This is a genomic window from Actinoallomurus purpureus, assembly GCF_024055795.1.
GTDB lineage: Bacteria > Actinomycetota > Actinomycetes > Streptosporangiales > Streptosporangiaceae > Actinoallomurus > Actinoallomurus purpureus.
Map to the genome: position 1 here is coordinate 39,835 of NZ_JAMXMY010000011.1, position 18,996 is coordinate 58,830.

The following is an 18,996-nucleotide window of genomic DNA, read 5'->3' on the forward strand; positions in this document are numbered from 1 at the left end:
CCGGGCCTCGGCCGGGTGGCCGCGGCGTCCTCGGACCGCCGGCGCTCGATGAGTGCCACGCGGTCCGCGCCGGACGTCACCCGAGGGCCGACGCCCACTGGTCGGGCTGTCCAGTTTGGACTGTTCAGTCTGAGCTGTCCGGATGCTGGCTGATATCGAGCACGGCCTTGCCGCGGACGCGGCGGGCGAGGAGTGCCTCGGCGGCCTCCGGCGCGCGATCCCAGGAGCCGCGCCAGCCGATCTGCGGATCCAGGGCCCCCTGCGCGAGGAGGTCGACCAGATGCCCCAGATCCGGACCGAACGCCGAACCCGCCCCGGGGCCCCCGACGACGAAGGGCTCCAGGCGTTTGCGGACTCCGGCCAGCCGTTCCTTCTCGAAGTCGATGGTCGTCGGCGCGCGTGAGGCCATGCCGATGCTCTGGGCGCAGCCCCCGTCTTCAAGGAGGCCGAACGCCTCGGCCAGCACCGCCCCGCCCACGTTGTCGAGCACGCCGAAGACGGGTGCGGCGATGTCTCCCAGGTCGACGACGACCTCGTCGGCGCCGAGTTCGCGGAGCCCTTCGGCCCGGTCCGGGCCGCCCACAGCCGCGATGACGTACGCGCCGGCGCGGGCGGCGAGCTGGACGGCGAAGCGTCCGACGCCGCCGGACGCTCCCGTGACGAGGACTCGCCGGCCGATCACCGGGCCGAGCCTCCGCAGCGCGCGCAGGGCGGTGACGCCCGCGGCCGGGAGCGCGCTCGCCGCCCCGAGATCGACGGAATCGGGCACGACGGCCAGCTCTGCCGTGTCGGCGGCGCGGTACTCGGCCCACGCGCCCGCCGCCCACCCAAAGCTCACAACACGAGTACCAGGTGGCGGCCCGGAGCCGTCGGCCGCCGCCTCGACGACGACACCGGCGGCGTCCATCCCGGGCACGGCTCCCGGCCGCGCCCGTTCGGCCATGAACGCCACGTCCACGAAGTTCAGCGAGGCCGCGTGGACCTGGATGAGGGCCTGGTCGGCGCGCGGAACGGGTTCGGGAACGTCGCCCAGGCGCAGGCCCGCGGGTGCGCCGGGGTCATGGATCAACGCGCGCATGTCACTCCTGTCGGTGGTCAGCGGGGCAGGTCGGCGTGCCGCTCGAGGAATCTCTCGACGTCGCCTGGATCCTCCAGCGGCAGCGGGTAGACGATGAGCCGGTCGACGCCGAGTTCGGCGTAGCGTCGGGCGGCCGCGGCGTCGACGGGAGAGAGCTGCAGGAAATTGATCTCCAGGCGTCCCAGCCGAGCCGGGCGCTCCACCTCGGCCGCCGCCTTCTCCAGCCCGGCCAGATGCCGGACCAGGTCGTCGGGGCTGTCGCCGTTTCCGAACCAGGCGTCTCCTCGGGCGACCGCCCGCCGGAAGGCCGCCGGGCTGTGGCCGCCGATCACGATCCGCGGCCCGTCGGTCCGCATCGGTCGCGGATGGGCGTCGACCTTGTCAAAGGCGACGTACCGTCCCTGGTAGGACGGTGCCGCCTGGGTCCACAGCGCCCGCATCGCGTCCAGGTACTCGTCGGTCCGGGCACCGCGCTCGGCGAACGGCACGCCCACCGCGGTCATCTCCGGTTCGAGATAGCCGGCCCCGACCCCGAGGTGCAGCCGGCCGCCGCTGAGCACGTCGAGGCTAGCGACCTGCTTGGCGAGCACCACCGGATTGCGCTGCGGCAGGATCACGATGCCGGTCCCGAGTTCCAGCCGCTCGGTGACGGCCGCGACATAGGCCAGGTGCACGAGCGGGTCGAGGATCGGATCCGTCGGCTCCATCGGGGAGTCCGGTGTCCGCGGGCTCGGCAGCACGACGTGCTCCCCCGCCCACCACGAGCGGTATCCGAGTTCCTCGGCACGCCGCGCCAGCCGTACGGTCTCCGCCGGGCCGAGCGTCGCCTTGGCGTTCAGTCCCGTGACCCCGAGCTCCACGGTGTCTCCTCCCGTCGACGGCGTGGCCCTGGCGCCATGCCTCCGTACGCCAAGCCTCGGGCAACACGCCGGAGTCCGTCCAAGACCTGTTGTCATAACCTTCGGCTATGGACGCCCACCTGCGGGATCTGCGGTACTTCGTCGCCGTGGCGGAAGAGCTCAGCTTCACCCGGGCCGCGGCCGACCGGCTCTTCATCTCCCAGCCGGCGTTGAGCAAACAGATCCGCCGACTCGAGCTCGAGTTCCATACTCCGCTGTTCGTCCGCGACCGGCGTACGGTCGCCCTGACCCCGGCGGGCAGCGCCCTCCTCCCGCATGCCCGGCGGCTCATCGAGGAGTGGAAACAGGCACGGCGCGCGGTGGCCGAGGCCGCCTCGGCGCAGGAGGCCGTCCTGACGGTCGGCTTCCAGACGAGCATCGGCCGCGGGCTCATTCCCGCCGTGACGGCCACGATGGGGCGGCTGCTGCCCGGTCGGCGGCTCCGGTTCCGCCAGGTCTCCTGGACCGATCCGACGGCTGGGCTGGCGAACGGCGATGTCGACGTCGCCGTCGCGTGGCTTCCGGTGCCCGACGACGGCTTCTCATGGAAGGTGATCACACGCGAGGATCGGTGGGTGGCGCTGCCCGCCGGTCACCGCCTCGCCGCACTGGACGTCGTGCCGTTCGCCGAACTCGCCGACGAGCCGTTCATCGCCCTCCCTCCCGAGGCCAGGGCCCTCCGCGACTTCTGGCTCGCCGACGACCACCGCGACGTGCCCGCCCGGGTCGCCGCGGTCGCGGAGACCGCCGACGAGACGTTCGAGGCGGTCGCCTCGGGCCTCGGCGTCGTCCTCCTCGCCGCCGGCAACGCCGAGATCTATCGGCGGGACGACCTCGTCTACCGGCCGGTCAGCGGCCTGTCCCCCAGCGAGCTCGCGGTCGCCTGGCGCACCGGCGACGACCGCGAGGCCGTACGCGTCTTCGCCGAGGCCTGCTGCCTCTGCACGGACGCCGCGACGGCCACCGGCTGACCGAGCCGCCTTGCCGTCGTCGTTGTCACCTTGCCGTCACCGTGGACGCCATACCGTCCGGACCGCCGGGTTCGCGACGTCGACCGTGGCGGCAAGGCTCGCGGTCGGCCTCAGCGTCCCGCGCATGTGCCACGGCAGCAGGATTCCTGCCACCGCGATCGCGGCTCGGGCGCTCGTAGCGGGCCTTGTGGCGTCGGCGTACCCGGCGGCGCTCCTCATGGTCAGGGTCGGGGGCGGGGCGGGGGCCGTCGCCGTGGCCGGCGCCGGGAGCGGTGTCTACGGGGCCGTCCGCAGGCCCGGCTTGCCCCTTTGGTGAAGCCCCTTTTCCGCCGCCACTCCGCCAGGGACTGCCGGTCCGGAACCTCCACATCACCGCATTGAACTGATTACGCAGGTCAGGGATCGGCCCGCAGGCCCCCAGCGGGAGATACGGCTCAACCAGAGCCCACTCATCATCGGTCAGATCACCACGCGTCACGCCACCGTGTTACCGCTCACTCACACCCGGCAAAGCAGAACACCTTGATTTGGTCTGGCCCGAGTGATTCGGTCTCCCGACAGGCCATAATCGTCCCTTATGCTTCCCATGTCCCAAAAATCACATACGGAACGGATGTAACAGTGCGAAAGTTCAAGCAGGGAGCGGTACTCACCGTTGCCGCCGCGGCAGTGCTTGCCGGGTCGGTGGCCGTGAGTAGTCCAGCGGAGGCGGCATCGTCACCGATCGCGGCGTGCGGTGGCGGCAGTTACCACGAAATCGACCATCACAACCTCGGCGCGGTCGCGACCATCCACCTGTTGTACAACGGCACCACCGACTGCGTGGTCACCTGGAAGAACCCCCCATACGCGGGAACCACCACCCGCACGCAAGCCTTCATCGCGAAAGAAAACTCGTCAGGAGTTATTACTGGTTATATATATGATGATAAGAACTACGCCTTTTATGCTGGTCCGGTGAAGATAAACGCTCCAGGAACATGCATCGATTGGGGTGGCGGCGTACCGATCAACGGGGACTTCACCATCTGGACCGATCCCTTCTCGCACTGCGGCTGACATCGCCAAGCACCCCCCGTGCGAGGTTCCCGCGCGGCGGGCGCGCGGGAACCTCGACCTTTGACCGCTACCAGGCCGGCTTGAGGTCCACGTCGTCGGCCTTGACGAAGTAGACGCGGTGGCCGAACTGGATCTCGTAGTACTTCAAGCGGCCCTTGACGACGGTCGCGCCGGTCCGGTCGAACCTCTTGGTGTAGTAGTACTCCCCCCGCTCGGAGCCGACGACGGCGTACGCCTGCCCGGCCGCGAAGGTGTACTGCATCGGCACGAGGTCCTGCACGGGCACGCTCGCCGGATAGGCCTCCGCCTCCGGGTAGGCGCGGCCGTAGACCGGGACGGACGCCGCGCCGGGCTTGGCCACCGCGACGAGGCCGCGGGCGCCGACGGCGGCCGGCTGCGTCCTCGGGTCGTGGAACCAGGCCTTCTGGCCGAGGTACCAGATCGCCGTCCAGTCGCCCTGCCGGTCGGCCACGGCGTACGTCTGGCCGGTGGCCGCGCGGGCGCTGTGGTCGTACACGCTCATCGTGGCGGTTCCGCCGGTCGTCGGGTGCTTGCCGATGTCCTTGACCAGCGGCGCGTCATCACGGGGCTCGGTCCGCAGCATGATCGAGCCGCCGCCGTGCGGCGGGCAGAGCACCGAGGGGTTCTTGGCGTCGCAGCCGGTGTACGGCACGACGTTCTTGTCGTAGTCGGGAAGGATCATGACCTCGCCGGAGTGGCGGCCCGCACTGGCGTGCAGCGGCCGGTGCAGCAGGTCGAAGTAGTGCGCCCAGTCCCAGTACGGGCCCGGGTCCTCGTGCATGTTCACCACCCCGGCCGGGGTGGTCGCCGGGACGTTGTCGTGGCCGAGGATGTGCGCCCGGTCGAGGGGGACGTGGAACCTGCGCGCGAGGTAGCGCACCAGCTCGGACGAGCTGCGGTACATCGCCTCGGTGTACCAGGTGCCGCCCTGGGCCAGGAAGCCCTCGTGCTCGATTCCGAGGGACTTGGAGTTGATGTACCAGTTACCGGCCTGCCAACCCACGTCCCTGGCCTTGAGGTGCTGGGCGACGTGCCCGTCGGCGGAGCGGACCGTGTAGTTCCACCCCAGGTACGTCGGGTCCTGCACCATCTTGACGTCGTTGGGGTAGTAGCCCTCGGTGTCGTGGATGACGATGAAGTCGATCTTCTGGCTCTTCGGCCGGTCGCCCAGGTCGTGGTTGCCGTAGTCCGTCGGGCCGTACGGGCTGATCTGCTGGTACGGCGCGGGGATCCATTCACAGCCGAGATCTCGGGGGCACTCGGTCTCGGGGTCATTGGCGGCCCGCGCGGCCGTCCGTACGCCCGGATCCGCGGCGAGGGCGATCTGCCGGCCGTCGTCGATGGTCCGGGAGGCGCCGGTGCGGATCAGGTCGTAGACCTGGCCGGCGAACCAGTCGGTGCCGCCGTAGCGGACGGTCGCCGCGTACCAGTCGGCCGGGTCGCCGCTGAGCGGCTTGCCGAGGTCCTGCTGGTAGCGGGCGAGCAGCGCCGCGCCGCCCCGGATGTTGGCCGCCGGATCGGTGCGCAGCGCGGTGGGCGCGTCGCCGGTGAGCCGTGCGGCCTCCTGCAGCGTCGCGGTGTTCGGCGCGGCGGTCCGTGCCGTGTTCGCCGGGGCCTTGGGGTGCAGGGCCGGGCGTGAGGTGTCGCCGCGGGGGTCCTCGTCGCCGTCGGCGAAGTGCTCGCCGCTCGGGACGAGCGTTCCGTCGACGAGGTGCATGGGTCCGAAGCCCCCGCTGGTGCTCGGCGTGCCCTTGTTGGCGTCCCAGCGGGACTCCAGGTACGACACGGCGAGCAGCAGGTTGTCGGGGACGTGGTAGGCCTGCGCCGCCTGGGCGTAGACCTGCTGGCGGGGGGAGGGGACAGGACCGGCGTGTTGCTGGGCATGGGCCTGAGCGGTCGTTCCGAGACCGGTCAGCACCATGGTCGCCGCGACGAGGGTACGACCTCGCAGGCTCATCGGCAGCCTCCGCGCTACGGGGGAATCGCCGTAACGATCTCAGAGGCCCGTAGCGGAGACAAGAACCTACGGGAACCGTGATCAAAGCGAAGAATTTCTACCACCACGGGCCCGCACGGGCCGGGCGGCGGCGCGCGGGACATGCGGGACTGCGGGACGTGCGGGACCTGCGCGACGTGCGGGACCTGCGCGACGTGCGGGACCTGCGGGACCTGCGCACATGCGCGACGTACAGGACGCGCGGGACGTTCGGGTCAGCCGGCGGAGAGCGCCGAGCCGTGCAGCGGGATGGACGCCTCTCCGCGCGGATTGGTCCGGATGAGCGCCTCGACGCTGCGGGGCGCCATCGGGCGGGCGACAAGGAAGCCCTGGCCGCGCGGGCAGCCCATCTCGCGAAGGAGCTCGAGCTGCTCCGGGCGCTCGATCCCCTCCGCGACGACGACCAGCCCGAGGTCGCGGCCGACCCGGACGATCGTGCGGGTCAGCAGCGTCAGGGTCTCGTCCCGGCCGAGCCCGGCGACGAACGAAGGATCGATCTTGATGACGTCCACCGGCAACTGCCGCAGGAAGGCCAGGGAGGCGTACCCGGTGCCGAAGTCGTCGATGGCCAGCCGCACTCCCAGATCGCGCAGCGCGGACAGCCGGGCGATCAGCTCGTCGCCGCCGTCGACCAGAACCTCCTCCTGGACCTCCAGGGTGAGCATCTCCGGAGACAGGCCACTGTCCTCCAGCGCGGTCGCCACCGACTCGACGAACCGCGGAGCGGCGATCTCCCGGGGCCGGAGGTTGATCGACAGTCCGATGTCCCAGTCGGACGCGCGCCAGCGGGCCACCTCGCAGCACGCCTCGCGCAGCACCCAGTTGCCGAGCGGGATCATCAGACCCGACTCCTCGGCGGTGCCGATGAACTCCTCCGGCGGCACGAACACGCCGTCGCGCCACCACCGCACCAGCGCCTCGACGCCGGTGACACGCGACGTGGCGAGCTCGACGACCGGCTGGAACTCCACCGCGAACTGCTGCTCGGTGAGCGCGCGCTGCAGCTCGCCGCCGAGCTCGAGCCGGCGGACCACGTCGGCGTGCATCTTGGCGGCGAACACCTCGACCCGGCCCCCGCCGAGATCCTTGGCCCGGGACAGCGCGACGTCGGCGTTGCGGATGAGCTCGGGAGCGCCGATGCCGTCCTCGGTGAAGGCGATGCCGACGCTGGCCGTGAGCACGATGCTGCGATCGCCGACGCGGTAGGGCTCGCCGGCCAGGGCGCGGACGAGCCGCTCACCGAGGTCGACGGCCGTCTGCACCTCCGTGGCGTTCTCCACGAACACGGCGAACTCGTCGCTTCCCCAGCGGGCGACGGTGTCGTCGGCCAGGACGCCCGCACGCAGCCGCCGCGCGGCCTGCGCCAGCACCTGGTCGCCACCGGCGTGGCCGATGGAGTCGTTGACGGCGGTGAAGCCGTCGAGGTCCACGAAGATCACCGAGACGGTGCCCAGGCAGCGCTCCACGACCTCGCGGGCACGTTCCTCGAAGTACGCGCGGTTCGGCAGCCCGGTCAGGCCGTCGTGGAAGGTCAGGTGGGTGACCTGACGCTGCAGCGCGGCCTGCTCGCTGAAGTCGCGGACGGTGACCAGCAGCCGGTCCGCGGCGCCGTCCCCGGACGAGCCGTACCGGCAGATCGTGGACTCGGTCGGCAGCCAGGTGCCGTCGGCCGCGCGGACCCGGCAGGCGAGACGGACGACGTCGTCGTCGCACTCGCGGAGGAACCGGCGTACCGCCGCCGCCACCCTCGGCAGGTCCTCCGGGTGGACGATATCGTTCACCGACCGGCCGAGCAGGTCCTCGGCCGTGTAGTGGTACGAGGGATGGGCCCCGGAACTGACGTACTCGATCACACCGTCGAGCCCGCAGATGACGACGACGTCGTTGATGCTCTCGGTGAGCGCGCGGAAGTGCTTCTCACTGGTCTTCACGGCGCGCCGCAGCCGGTCGTTGTCGTGGACCAGCTCACCGAGCCGGGCGAGGACGACGAGGACGGCGGACCCGGCGATGACCGGGACGACCGGCCGCAGGCCGTGCGCGCCGGTCAGCGTGTGGCCGGCCACGAAGATCGCCGCGGCGGCGGCCGTGGCGGCCGGCGCGATGCCGGGGCCCACGAGGCGGCGCCGGGTCGCGTCGTCGTGCCCCCCGCGCAGGACCCACGGGGCCGCGCCGAGGAGGAGCAGCCCGGCCAGGCGCGCCAGGTCCGCGGCGGAGCCGTACGGGCCTTGGCCGTTCAGCCGGCCCACGACGTACAGGACGTCGGCCGCGGTGAGCACGAGCAGCGCGCCGTAGGCGACCATGGCGGACCGGCGGCGCCCGCGCACCGCGCCCACCGCCATCGGCAGCAGCCCGCAGATCAGCAGCGCGTCGAGCAGCGGATAGCGCAGCTCGGTGAGGAACTCTCCCCAGCCCTCTCCCGACAGCCGGTACAGCCGGTCGAAGACCGCGACCCACCCGACGACGAACAGCGCGCAGGCACAGACGTAGGTGTCGGCGAGGTAGCGCAGCCACGGACGGGCGCTGCGCGGCAGGCCGATCGGCGCGACGAACCCCGCCGTCAACGTGCCCAGCGCGATGAGGAACAACAGGTCGGCCGGGGAGACCGCCACCGCCGACCGGCTGAAGACGATCCGGGAGATCGCGTTGACCGCCGCGCCGGCGGACCAGGCCACCGCGGCCAGGCCGAACCAGCGCCAGGTGTCCCGGTCGACCTTCCCGGCGGCGCCCTGGGGCGCCCGCCACAGGGCGAACAGGAACGACGTCGCGGCGACCGCCGCCGCCCAGGCGGTGAGCCAGGCGCCGGCGCCGTCGGTCCCCCTGCCGGACAGGAAGGCGACCGCGTGGATGACGGCGAGTGCGACGACGGGACCGAACGGCCGCGCGGCCGCCGGTATCCCCCAGCGTCGCCGCTTCGTCCGCTCGCCGGTCATCACTTACTCGCTCTCTGGTTTTAATCGAATTCTTCCGGAGCACGGCGCGCACCGGGTGCCGAACGCATGACTTTCCGGGACGACGGCCTGCGGCCGTCTCAGGTGCGGCGTAAACCTGCCTGTCGAATGCCGTGTCATCCGGTACGGGTGATGACCCGCGGACGGGACGTCACTGGTGGAGATCAAGCCGAACGCGCGCCCGCCGGGATCTCCGGCAGCGCCCGCGCGGCGGTCACTCTGGTCAGCCTCGTTGCTCAATGTACGGTCCGTAGGTCACGGCGCGATTGAGGCTGAGCGTCCACCCGGCGACAAATCGCAACGTTGCGTAACCGGTCATCGAGCGCTTCATAGCGCTTTGTCGGCGCGATCGACCGAATGGGTAAAGCTCCGGCCGCCGCACACAGCGGATCGTCCAAAAGACCGGGACAGAAGCCTTTACGAGATCAGTAGGTGTCGGTGATCACGTTGCGCAGCGGCTCGTCCCGGACGTGGCGTTCGAGCTGTTCGCGCACCAGGGCGACGGCGCGCCGCCGCGAGGCCGGCGTCGACCCTCCGACGTGCGGCGTGATGAAGACCCCCGGTGCGGACCAGAGGGGGTGACCGGCGGGCAGCGGCTCCGGGTCGGTCACGTCGAGCACCGCGCGCAGCCGTCCCCGGGACAGCTCGGCGAGCAGCGCGCCGGTGTCGACCACCGGACCGCGGGCGGCGTTCACGAGGAGGGCGCCGTCCTTCATCCGCGCGAGGAGGTCCGCGTCGAACAGGCCGGTCGTCTCCTCGGTGAACGGCACGATCAGGACCACGATGTCGGCCTGGGGAAGCAGTTCCGGGAGCGCCCCGACCGGGTGGACGCCGTCCCGCGCCGTTCTCGCCACGCGGGTGACCTCGGTCTCGAACGGGAGCAGGCGCCGCTCGATCGCCGCGCCGACCGAGCCGTACCCCACGATGAGCACGGAGCGGTCGGCCAGCGCGTCGGTCATGTGCCAGTCCCAGCGGCCGTCGCGCTGCGCGCCGGCGAACCGCGGGAAGTCGCGCTGGGCGGCGATGATCGCCCCGACCGTCCACTCGGCGGTGCTCGCGTCGTGCACGCCCCGGCCGTTGCACAGCACCGCGCCGGGCGGCACATGTGGCAGGAAGGTGTCGACGCCGGCGACCTGCAGTTGGAGGACCTTCAGACTCCGCATCCGGGCCAGGACGGCGCGGCTCTGCGGGGTGGGGACGAACGGCGGGACGTAGAACTCCACCTCCGCGGGATCGCCCGGAAGGTCGTCCCCGCCCGGGTAGACGTCCACCTCGGCTCCGGCGACGTCCGCCATCGCCTCGGCCATCTCCTTGTCCGGGACCCAAACCTTCACCACGCGCCTCCCTGGCCATCGGAACAGATCGTACGACCCGCCCCGATGCCGCACCCACGGCCGGATGCCCGACATGACCGTCGGCGGTGGTCCTGCCGGGCTCTGGTCCTGGCGGAGGCCGACCGTTCGCAGCCGTCACCCTGCCGTCGCCACGAAGCGGCCCGGATCTTGAAGGAGACCGCCGAGGACTGAGTCCCAGCTCCCGGGCGCCGTTGACTTTGGGATTGTCGCCCATTCGCGCGCCTCGGGAAGGGCGATAACCCCAAGATCAACGCGGGCGAGCTGCGCGTGCTGCTCTGGTGCCGTTCTTCCCCCGCCGTCGGTGTGTCAGCTCGCGAGTTCCCCGATGACCGACTCGTGAGCTCTCTGAACGGTCAGCTCGTGAGCTTCTGGATGATCAGCTCGCGGGCCCGGCCCGCGTCGGCCTGGCCACGGGTCGCCTTCATGACCGCGCCGACCAGCGCGCCCGCCGCCGCGACCTTGCCGCCACGGATCTTGTCCGCGACGTCCGGGTTGGCGGCGATGACCTCGTCGATGACCGTGCCCAGCTGACCCTCGTCGCTGACGACCTTCAAGCCGCGCTTCTCGACGACCTCGTCCGGGGAGCCCTCGCCGGCGAGCACGCCGTCGAACACCTGCCGGGCGAGCTTGTCGTTGATGGTGCCCTCGGCGACCAGCCCGCTCACCCGCGCGACGTCGGCCGGGGTCACCGGCAGCTCGGCCAGGTCGGCGCCCTGCTCGGTGGCCCGCCGCGACAGCTCGTTCATCCACCACTTGCGGGCCGCGGCCGGGTCGGCGCCCTCCCGGATCGTGTCCTCGATCAGGTCGAGCGCCCCGGCGTTGACGATGTCGCGCAGTTCCTTCTCGGCGAGACCCCACTCCTCGGTCACCCGGGCGCGGCGGGCGGCGGGCAGTTCCGGCTGCCCGGCGCGCAACTGCTCCACCCACTCGCGCGATGGCGCCATCGGCACCAGGTCGGGCTCGGGGAAGTAGCGGTAGTCCTGCGCCTCTTCCTTGCTGCGCCCGCTCGTCGTGCTGCCGGTGTTCTCCTGGAAGTGGCGGGTCTCCTGGATCACCCGGCCGCCCGCGTCGAGCACTCCGGCCTGACGCTCGATCTCGAACCGTACGGCGCGCTCGACCGAGCGGAGCGAGTTGACGTTCTTGGTCTCGGAGCGGGTGCCCCACTCGGACGCACCCTTGGGCATGAGCGAGACGTTCACGTCGCAGCGCATCGAGCCCTGCTCCATGCGAACGTCGGAGACGCCCAGCGCCCGGACGAGCTCGCGCAGCTCGGTGGCGTACGCCCGAGCGACCAGCGGCGCCTTGTCGCCGGTCGCGACGATCGGCTTGGTCACGATCTCGACGAGCGGGATGCCGGCCCGGTTGTAGTCGACGAGCGAGAAGTCGGCGCCGTGGATCCGGCCGGTGGCGCCGCCGACGTGCAGCGACTTGCCGGTGTCCTCCTCCATGTGGACCCGCTCGATCTCGACGCGGTACGTCTCCCCCTCGACCTCGACGTCGAGGTACCCGTCGATGCACAACGGCTCGTCGTACTGCGAGATCTGGAAGTTCTTCGGCATGTCCGGATAGAAGTAGTTCTTCCGGGCGAACCGGCACCATTCGACAATCGTGCAGTTCAGCGCCAGGCCGATCTTGATGATGCCCTCGATCGCGGCGCGGTTCGTCACCGGCAGCGAACCCGGCATGCCCAGACAGACGGGGCAGACCTGGGTGTTGGGCTCCGCACCGAACTCGGTCGCGCACCCGCAGAACATCTTCGTCGTCGTGCCCAGCTCGATGTGGGTCTCGATGCCCAGCACCGGCTCGTATCTCGCCAGCGCCTCGTCGTACGGCACGAGCGTTTCCGTGCTCATCGGTCGTTCAGTCCCTTCCAGCCCTCAGAGTTGGGGGGCCTTGGCCAGGAGCGGGCCGCCCCAGCGGTCCTGCAGGGCGCGCTCGACGGCGGCGCCGACGCGGTAGACCCGCTCGTCCGCGAGGACCGGTGCCATGATCTGCAGGCCGACCGGCAGGGAGTCCTCGTCGGCCAGGCCGCAGGGCACCGAGATGGCGGCGTTGCCGGCGAGGTTGGACGGGATCGTGCACAGGTCGGCGAGGTACATCGCCATCGGGTCGTCGGCGCGCTCGCCGATCGGGAACGCCGTGGTCGGCGTCGTCGGCGAGACGAGGACGTCGACCTGCTCGAACGCGGCGTCGAAGTCGCGGGTGATCAGCGTGCGGACCTGCTGCGCCTTGCCGTAGTAGGCGTCGTAGTAGCCGCTGGACAGGGCGTAGGTGCCGAGCATGATCCGGCGCTTGACCTCGTCCCCGAAGCCCTCGGCGCGGGTCAGCGCCATGACCTCCTCGGCCGAGCGGGTGCCGTCGTCGCCGACGCGCAGGCCGTAGCGCATGCCGTCGAAGCGGGCCAGGTTGGACGAGCACTCCGACGGCGCGATCAGGTAGTACGCCGGCAGCGCGTACGTGAAGTGCGGGCAGGAGACCTCGACGACCTTGGCGCCGAGCGACTCCAGCACCTCCACCGCCTCGTGGAAGCGGGCCAGCACGCCCGGCTGATAGCCCTCGCCGCCGAACTCCTTGACGACGCCGACCCGCAGGCCGGCGACGTCGGCGCGACGCGCGGCCTCGACGACGGGCGGCACCTGCTGGTCGATCGAGGTGGAGTCCATCGGGTCGTGCCCGGAGAACGCCTCGTGCAGGAGCGCGGCGTCCAGAACCGTACGGGCCAGCGGGCCCGGCGTGTCGAGCGAGGACGCGAACGCGATCAGGCCGTACCGCGAGGAGCCGCCGTAGGTCGGCTTCATGCCGACGAGGCCGGTGACGGCGGCGGGCTGGCGGATCGAGCCGCCGGTGTCGGTGCCGGTCGCCAGGGGCGCCTCGTACGCGGCGACCGCCGCGGAGGAGCCGCCGGACGAGCCACCGGGGATCTTGCCGAGATCCCACGGGTTGTGCGACGGGCCGTACGCGCTGTTCTCCGTCGAGGAGCCCATCGCGAACTCGTCCATGTTCGTCTTGCCGAGGATGACCAGCCCGGCCTCGCGCAGCCGCCGCGTGACGGTCGCGTCGTACGGCGGGCGCCAGCCCTCCAAGATCTTGGAGGAGCAGGTCGTCGGCATGTCGGACGTCGTGAAGACGTCCTTGTGCGCGATCGGGACGCCGGCCAGCGGGCCGAGCGTCTCCCCCGCCGCGCGGCGGTCGTCGACCGCGCGCGCCTGCGCGAGCGTCGTCTCGGGTTCGACGTGCACGAACGCCTTGACGGAGCCCTCGACGGCGGCGATGCGGTCCAGGTGCGCCTGGGCGACCTCGACCGCCGACGCCTCACCGGAGGCGATCAGCGCGGCCAGCTCGGCCGCGGTCTTCTTGATGATGGTCATCGGTCGCTCAGGCCTCCTCGTCCAGAATCCGCGGGACCCTGAAACGCTGTTCCTCGGCGGCGGGCGCGCCGGAGAGCGCCTGGTCGGGCGCGAGAGAGGGCCGTACCTCGTCGGTGCGGAAAACGTTGGTCAGCGGCAGCGCGTGCGAGGTGGGCGGGATGTCCTCCGCCGCGACCTCCTGGATGCGCGCGACCGCGGAGATGATGTCATCGAGCTGGGTGGCGAGGTGGTCGAGCTCATCCTCGCGCAGCGCCAGCCGGGACAGCCGGGCGAGGTGGGCGACCTCCTCGCGGGTGATGGCTCCGCCGCCGCGGGCCTGGCCCGCGGCGGCGGTGCCATGGGCGGCGTGCTCGTTAAGCATGTCGAAACCGTTTCTGCGATCGATGGGTTCCCAGCCATCCTAGAGGGCGCGGGAAACCGGCCACGACCGGTTAACGGGCGGTTTACCCAGGCATGATCGCAGGATCGTTACCCAGGTGATCACAGCGCCGCTCCATGGGCACGAGCGGGGCCGGGGGGCGGCATCGTCGGCGCCCGCGACCTGAGACGTCCTCGCTCGGCGTCTCACCGGAGGACGGCATCGTCGGCGTCCGCGGCCTGGGACATCGTCGCTCGGGCATCTCGTCGGGGGGCGGCATCGTCGGCGCCCGCGACCTGAGACATCATCGCTCGGCGTCTCACCGGAGGACGGCATCGTCGGCGTCCGCGGCCTGGGACATCGTCGCTCGGGCATCTCGTCGGGGGGCGGCATCGTCGGCGCCCGCAACCGTGGATGTTCCCGCTCGGAGGCGCCCTCAGAGGGCGGCTCCCTCCGGCGCCTGGAGCTGGGAGAAGTGCTCGCGCAGCCAGGCGGTCGCCTCGGCCGCGGTCATCGGCGGCTGGAAGTGGTAGCCCTGGGCGGCGTCGCAGCCGAGGTTGCGCAGGAGGTGCTCCGTCTCGGCGTTCTCGACGCCCTCGGCGACCGAGCGCAGGCCCAGTGTGCGCGCCAGATCGATGATCGACCGGACGATGACGGCGTCGTCGCCCGCCTCCCGGAGCCGGCTGATGAAGGAAGCGTCGATCTTGATCTCCTCGACCGGCAGGCTCTTCAGCCGGACGAGCGAGGAGTAGCCGGTGCCGAAGTCGTCGAGGCTGAGCGGGATGCCCAGAGCGGCCAGCGCCTCGACGGTGTCGGACGCGTAGGCGGGCTCGTTCATCAGGATCCGCTCGGTGATCTCCAGCTGGAGGGCCCGCGGCGGCATCTCGTGCCGGAGCAGCCCCGACGCGATCATCTCGGTGAGCGCCGAGTCGAGCAGGTCACGGCCGGCGGCGTTGATGGCGACCTGGACGCGGAACCCGGCCTTCCACCATCGCGCCACCTGGGCGAGCGCGGCGTCGACCACGAAATCGGTGATGCCACGCATGAGGTAGGTCTGCTCGGCGATCGGCAGGAACTGCTCCGGGGTGAGCAGCCCCTTCTGCGGATGCCGCCAGCGCAGCAGCGCCTCCATGCCCACCGGCTGGCCGTTGCCGAGGAACAGCTTGGGCTGGAAGAACAGCTCCAGCTCGCGGCGGTCGATGGCGCGCCGCAGCTGCCCTTGGCGGCCGAGGCGCTCCGGCGAGTTGCGATCGCGGTCCGGTGAATAAATCTCTACCCCGGTGCGATTTTCCTTAGCCACGTACATCGCGACGTCGGCGCGCTGCAGCAGCAGTTCGAAGTCGGGCGCGTGGTCGGGATGGAGGGCGATGCCGACGCTGGCCTCAAGATCGAACGACATCCCGTCGAGGCGCGCCGGCTCGTTCAGCGCCGCGCGGAGCCGGGCCGCCACCTCGCGGGCGCCGCGCGTGTCGCGCACGGTCGGCAGCAGGATCGCGAACTCGTCCCCGCCGAGCCGTGCGACCAGGTCGCCGGGCCGCACGCTGTGGGTGAGACGGTGCGCGACGAGCTGCAGGAGGCGGTCGCCCGTGGGGTGCCCGAGCGTGTCGTTGACCTCCTTGAAGCGGTCCAGGTCGAGCAGGAACAGGCCGACGCGCCGGGGCGGCTCGCCGTCCCCGTCGCGCGCGGTGAGGGCCCGTTCGGCGTGGTGTCGCGCCTGTGCAAGCGCTTCCTCGGTCCGCATGATCAGGAGCTTGCGGTTCGGCAGGCCGGTGAGGCCGTCGTGCAGGGCCTGGTGCTCGCGGCTGACCGAGACCGAGGCGTTGATGTACACCGCGATGAACGGCAGGACGAACAGCGGGACGAACGCCGCCGACCAGCTCATCGCCACCACCACGAGCGGCGCCAGCCCGAGCAGGGCGCTGTGCACGAGGAGCTGCAGGCCGAGGTTCCAGCGCATGGCCTTCAGGACGGACGTGCGCTCGTGCAATCCGATCGCGGCGTTGACCAGCGCGAGGTTGACGACGAAGTACGCGACGCCGGCCAGCAGCATGATCGGCAGGTCCCGGCCGTGGGGGGTCCAGGGGTGCGAGGGCGACGCCGTGATGCCGAACATCAGCAGCACCAGGCCCGACGCGGTGAAGCTCAGGGTGTACTGGCCGACGTTGAAGGCGGTGCGGTGCAGCGCGCGCCGGCGCAGCATCCCGGTCGCCACCGTGGCGATGGCCTGCAGCAGCAGCGCCGTGGGCAGGCCCGCGTAGATCATGGTGGCGAAGGTGAAGGCGGTGGAGACCGTCGCGCCGGTGGTCTCGGTCGAGCCCGGCGTGATGATCGGCTTGAGCTCACCGCACACGATCAGACAGGCCAGGATCCAGAAGAGTGGGGCGCCGACCAGCGCCCGAAGGTCGCCGACGCTCAGGAAGGCGAGCGAGGTGGCAAGGGCCGCGACGCCGACCACCGTGACACAGACGACGTAGCTCCACAGAGGAGAGCCATGCCGGGGGATCGTGTCCCGCGTGTTGTTCGGGTCCTTCATCACGTCCTCGGGGGGTTACACCCAAACCTTGCGCTTTGGGGGGAGGCGATGGTGTTTGGACGGACACATGTAGTACTGAGGGGAGACTACGACGTCCAAGCAACTTCGCGGAACCGATTGCGCACGTTGCGTTACGCCTGCACCCGAACGTCGAGAACCCCCTCGGTAATCAATCGATACCGTACAGTATCGCCTTGCAGGTCAGCATGACCACCTTCTTCGGTAATCACTCCTCGCCGACGACCGCGATCTCCGTGGCCGCATCCGGCCCCTTCTCCAGCAGCACCTGGAACCCCGCCTCATCGAGCAACGGGACCCCCAGCTTCACCGCCTTGTCGTACTTCGACCCCGGGCTCTCGCCATGGACGACGAACCCGGTCTTCTTGGAAACCGAGCTGGACACCTTGCCACCGAGGTTCTGCACGGCCTCGGTCGCGGAGTCGCGGCTGAAGCCCTCCAGCGACCCGGTGATGACGACGGTGACACCCTCCAGCGGCCGGGGCCCCTCGGCCGCGCCCTCGTCCTCCATCCGAACGCCCGCCGCGCGCCACTTCTCGACGATCTCGCGGTGCCAGTCGACGGTGAACCACTCCGTCACCGACGCGGCGATCGTCGGGCCGACGTCCTCCACCGCCGTCAGCTCCTCCTCCGACGCGGCGACGATGCGGTCGAGCGAGCGGAACTCCCGCGCCAGCGCCTGGGCCGCCGTCGGCCCGACGTGCCGGATCGACAGCGCGACCAGGACCCGCCACAACGGCTGCTTCTTGGCCTTCTCCAGCTCCTCGAAGAGCTTCTCGACCGTCTTCTTCGGCTCACCGGCCTTGTTCGCGAAGAACGTGACGACCTTCTCCTCGCCCGTCTTCGGGTCGATCTTCGGCAGACCGGTGCGCTGCTCGCGGACCACCGACTTGATCGGCAGAAGCTGCTCGACCGTCAGGTGGAACAGGTCGCCCTCGTTCTTGACCGGCGGGTCCTCCGGCTCCAGCGGCTGGGTCAGCGCGGTCGCCGCGACGTATCCCAGGGCCTCGATGTCCAGGGCGTTGCGGCTCGCCACGAAGTAGAGCCGCTCCCGCAGCTGCGCCGGGCACTTCTGCGCATTGGGGCAGCGGATGTCGACGTCGCCCTCCTTCTGCGCCCGCAGCTCGGTGCCGCACTCCGGGCACCGGCTCGGCATGACGAACTCCTGCTCCGCGCCGTCGCGCAGGGCGACGACCGGCCCGACGATCTCCGGGATGACGTCGCCCGCCTTGCGCAGGATGACCGTGTCGCCGATCAGCACGCCCTTGCGCTTGACCTCGTCGGCGTTGTGCAGCGTGGCGTACGCGACCGTGGAACCGGCGACCTCGATCGGCTCCATCACGCCGTACGGCGTCACGCGGCCGGTGCGGCCCACCCCGACCCTGATGTCCAGGAGCTTGGTGTTGACCTCCTCCGGCGGGTACTTGAACGCGATCGCCCACCGCGGCCACCGGCTCGTCGACCCCAGCCGCCGCTGCAGCGCCAGCTGGTCGACCTTGACCACGACGCCGTCGATCTCGTACGCCGGCTCGTGCCGGTGCTCGCCGTAGTACTCGATGAACTCGCGGACGTCGTCGAGACCGTCGACGACCTTGTACCGGTCGCTGATCGGCAGGCCGAACGACCGCATGATCTCGTAGGAGTCCGACTGGCTCTCCGGCTGCCTGCCACCGCGCCACGCGCCGAACCCGTGCACGATCATGCTCAGCGGACGCCGCGCGGTGACCCGGGGATCCTTCTGCCGCAGCGACCCGGCGGCCGCGTTGCGCGGATTGGCGAACGGCTCCTCGCCCGCCTGCACGCGCGTCTCGTTGAGCTTCTCGAACGCCTCCACCGGCAGGTAGACCTCGCCGCGCACCTCCAGCAGCTCCGGCACGTCGTCGCCCTCGAGCTGCAGCGGCACGGCGTCGATCGTGCGGATGTTGTTGGTGATGTCCTCTCCCGTACGGCCGTCACCGCGCGTCGCGCCTCGTACGAGCCTGCCGTTCTCGTACGTCAGGTTGACCGCCAGCCCGTCGATCTTCAGCTCGCACAGGAAGTTCGCGACGGAGCCGACCTCCTTCTCCGCACGCGTCAGCCACGCCGAGAGGTCATCGGTACTGAAGGCGTTGTCGAGGCTCTGCATGCGCTCGATGTGCTCGACCGTCGCGAAGTCGGTCGTGATGGGCGCGCCGACCTTCTGCGTCGGCGAGTCCGGCGTGACCAGCTCCGGGTGCTCGCCCTCCAGCGCCCGGATCGCGAGCATCAGCCGGTCGTAGTCCGCGTCGCTGATCGTCGGGGAGTCGAGGACGTAGTAGCGGTAGTTGGCCTCGTCGAGCTCCTGAGCCAACTCCGCATGCCGCTGCCGGACCGCGTCGGGTGCGCCTGTCGCCACGAGTCTCTCTCCCTGCCT

Annotated in this window: 13 protein-coding genes; 2 read left to right on the top strand and 11 right to left on the bottom strand. The window is 70.9% G+C overall.

Annotated features, from left to right (window positions below; all coding sequences use genetic code 11):
* Window positions 1-124: 124 nt before the first annotated feature.
* Window positions 125-1,078: a zinc-binding dehydrogenase gene (locus tag NE236_RS21085; RefSeq protein ID WP_252843767.1), complete on the bottom strand. Its 954-nt coding sequence runs from the start codon at window positions 1,076-1,078 to the stop codon at window positions 125-127.
* A gap of 17 nt (window positions 1,079-1,095) precedes the next feature.
* On the bottom strand, window positions 1,096-1,938 hold the full coding sequence (locus tag NE236_RS21090) for an LLM class F420-dependent oxidoreductase (protein ID WP_252843768.1): 843 nt from the start codon (window positions 1,936-1,938) through the stop codon (window positions 1,096-1,098).
* A gap of 107 nt (window positions 1,939-2,045) precedes the next feature.
* On the opposite strand from NE236_RS21090, the gene NE236_RS21095 reads away from it, so the two are divergent.
* A complete protein-coding gene (locus tag NE236_RS21095) occupies window positions 2,046-2,948 on the top strand; it encodes a LysR family transcriptional regulator (RefSeq protein ID WP_252843769.1) in 903 nt (300 codons plus the stop codon).
* 25 nt (window positions 2,949-2,973) lie between these two features.
* Here NE236_RS21095 and NE236_RS45110 read toward each other — a convergent pair whose 3' ends face one another.
* Window positions 2,974-3,426: a transposase gene (locus NE236_RS45110; protein WP_372494399.1), complete on the bottom strand. Its 453-nt coding sequence runs from the start codon at window positions 3,424-3,426 to the stop codon at window positions 2,974-2,976.
* 143 nt (window positions 3,427-3,569) lie between these two features.
* Between NE236_RS45110 and NE236_RS21100 the strand changes: the two genes are divergently transcribed.
* A complete protein-coding gene (locus NE236_RS21100) occupies window positions 3,570-4,007 on the top strand; it encodes a hypothetical protein (protein WP_252843770.1) in 438 nt (145 codons plus the stop codon).
* 67 nt (window positions 4,008-4,074) lie between these two features.
* On the opposite strand, the gene NE236_RS21105 is transcribed toward NE236_RS21100, so the two are convergent.
* The 8 genes from NE236_RS21105 to ligA all read right to left on the bottom strand — a co-directional run bounded on the left by NE236_RS21105 (window position 4,075) and on the right by ligA (window position 18,978).
* Window positions 4,075-5,985, bottom strand: coding sequence for an N-acetylmuramoyl-L-alanine amidase (locus tag NE236_RS21105; RefSeq protein ID WP_252843771.1), 1,911 nt, complete (start codon window positions 5,983-5,985; stop codon window positions 4,075-4,077).
* Between the two features lie 254 nt (window positions 5,986-6,239).
* On the bottom strand, window positions 6,240-8,954 hold the full coding sequence (locus NE236_RS21110) for a putative bifunctional diguanylate cyclase/phosphodiesterase (RefSeq protein ID WP_252843772.1): 2,715 nt from the start codon (window positions 8,952-8,954) through the stop codon (window positions 6,240-6,242).
* Between the two features lie 443 nt (window positions 8,955-9,397).
* On the bottom strand, window positions 9,398-10,306 hold the full coding sequence (locus NE236_RS21115; protein ID WP_252843773.1) for a 2-hydroxyacid dehydrogenase: 909 nt from the start codon (window positions 10,304-10,306) through the stop codon (window positions 9,398-9,400).
* 374 nt (window positions 10,307-10,680) lie between these two features.
* Window positions 10,681-12,180: an Asp-tRNA(Asn)/Glu-tRNA(Gln) amidotransferase subunit GatB gene (gene gatB, locus NE236_RS21120; RefSeq protein WP_252843774.1), complete on the bottom strand. Its 1,500-nt coding sequence runs from the start codon at window positions 12,178-12,180 to the stop codon at window positions 10,681-10,683.
* Between the two features lie 24 nt (window positions 12,181-12,204).
* Window positions 12,205-13,695 (bottom strand): Asp-tRNA(Asn)/Glu-tRNA(Gln) amidotransferase subunit GatA, encoded by a 1,491-nt coding sequence (gene gatA, locus NE236_RS21125; protein WP_252843775.1) that lies wholly within the window; start codon window positions 13,693-13,695, stop codon window positions 12,205-12,207.
* A gap of 7 nt (window positions 13,696-13,702) precedes the next feature.
* On the bottom strand, window positions 13,703-14,056 hold the full coding sequence (gatC, locus tag NE236_RS21130; protein ID WP_252843776.1) for an Asp-tRNA(Asn)/Glu-tRNA(Gln) amidotransferase subunit GatC: 354 nt from the start codon (window positions 14,054-14,056) through the stop codon (window positions 13,703-13,705).
* 433 nt (window positions 14,057-14,489) lie between these two features.
* A complete protein-coding gene (locus tag NE236_RS21135; RefSeq protein ID WP_252843777.1) occupies window positions 14,490-16,586 on the bottom strand; it encodes a putative bifunctional diguanylate cyclase/phosphodiesterase in 2,097 nt (698 codons plus the stop codon).
* A 226-nt stretch (window positions 16,587-16,812) separates the two neighbouring features.
* The gene (ligA, locus tag NE236_RS21140) at window positions 16,813-18,978 is read right to left on the bottom strand and encodes an NAD-dependent DNA ligase LigA (protein ID WP_252843778.1); all 2,166 of its coding nucleotides are present in this window, start codon (window positions 18,976-18,978) and stop codon (window positions 16,813-16,815) included.
* Window positions 18,979-18,996 lie beyond the last annotated feature (18 nt).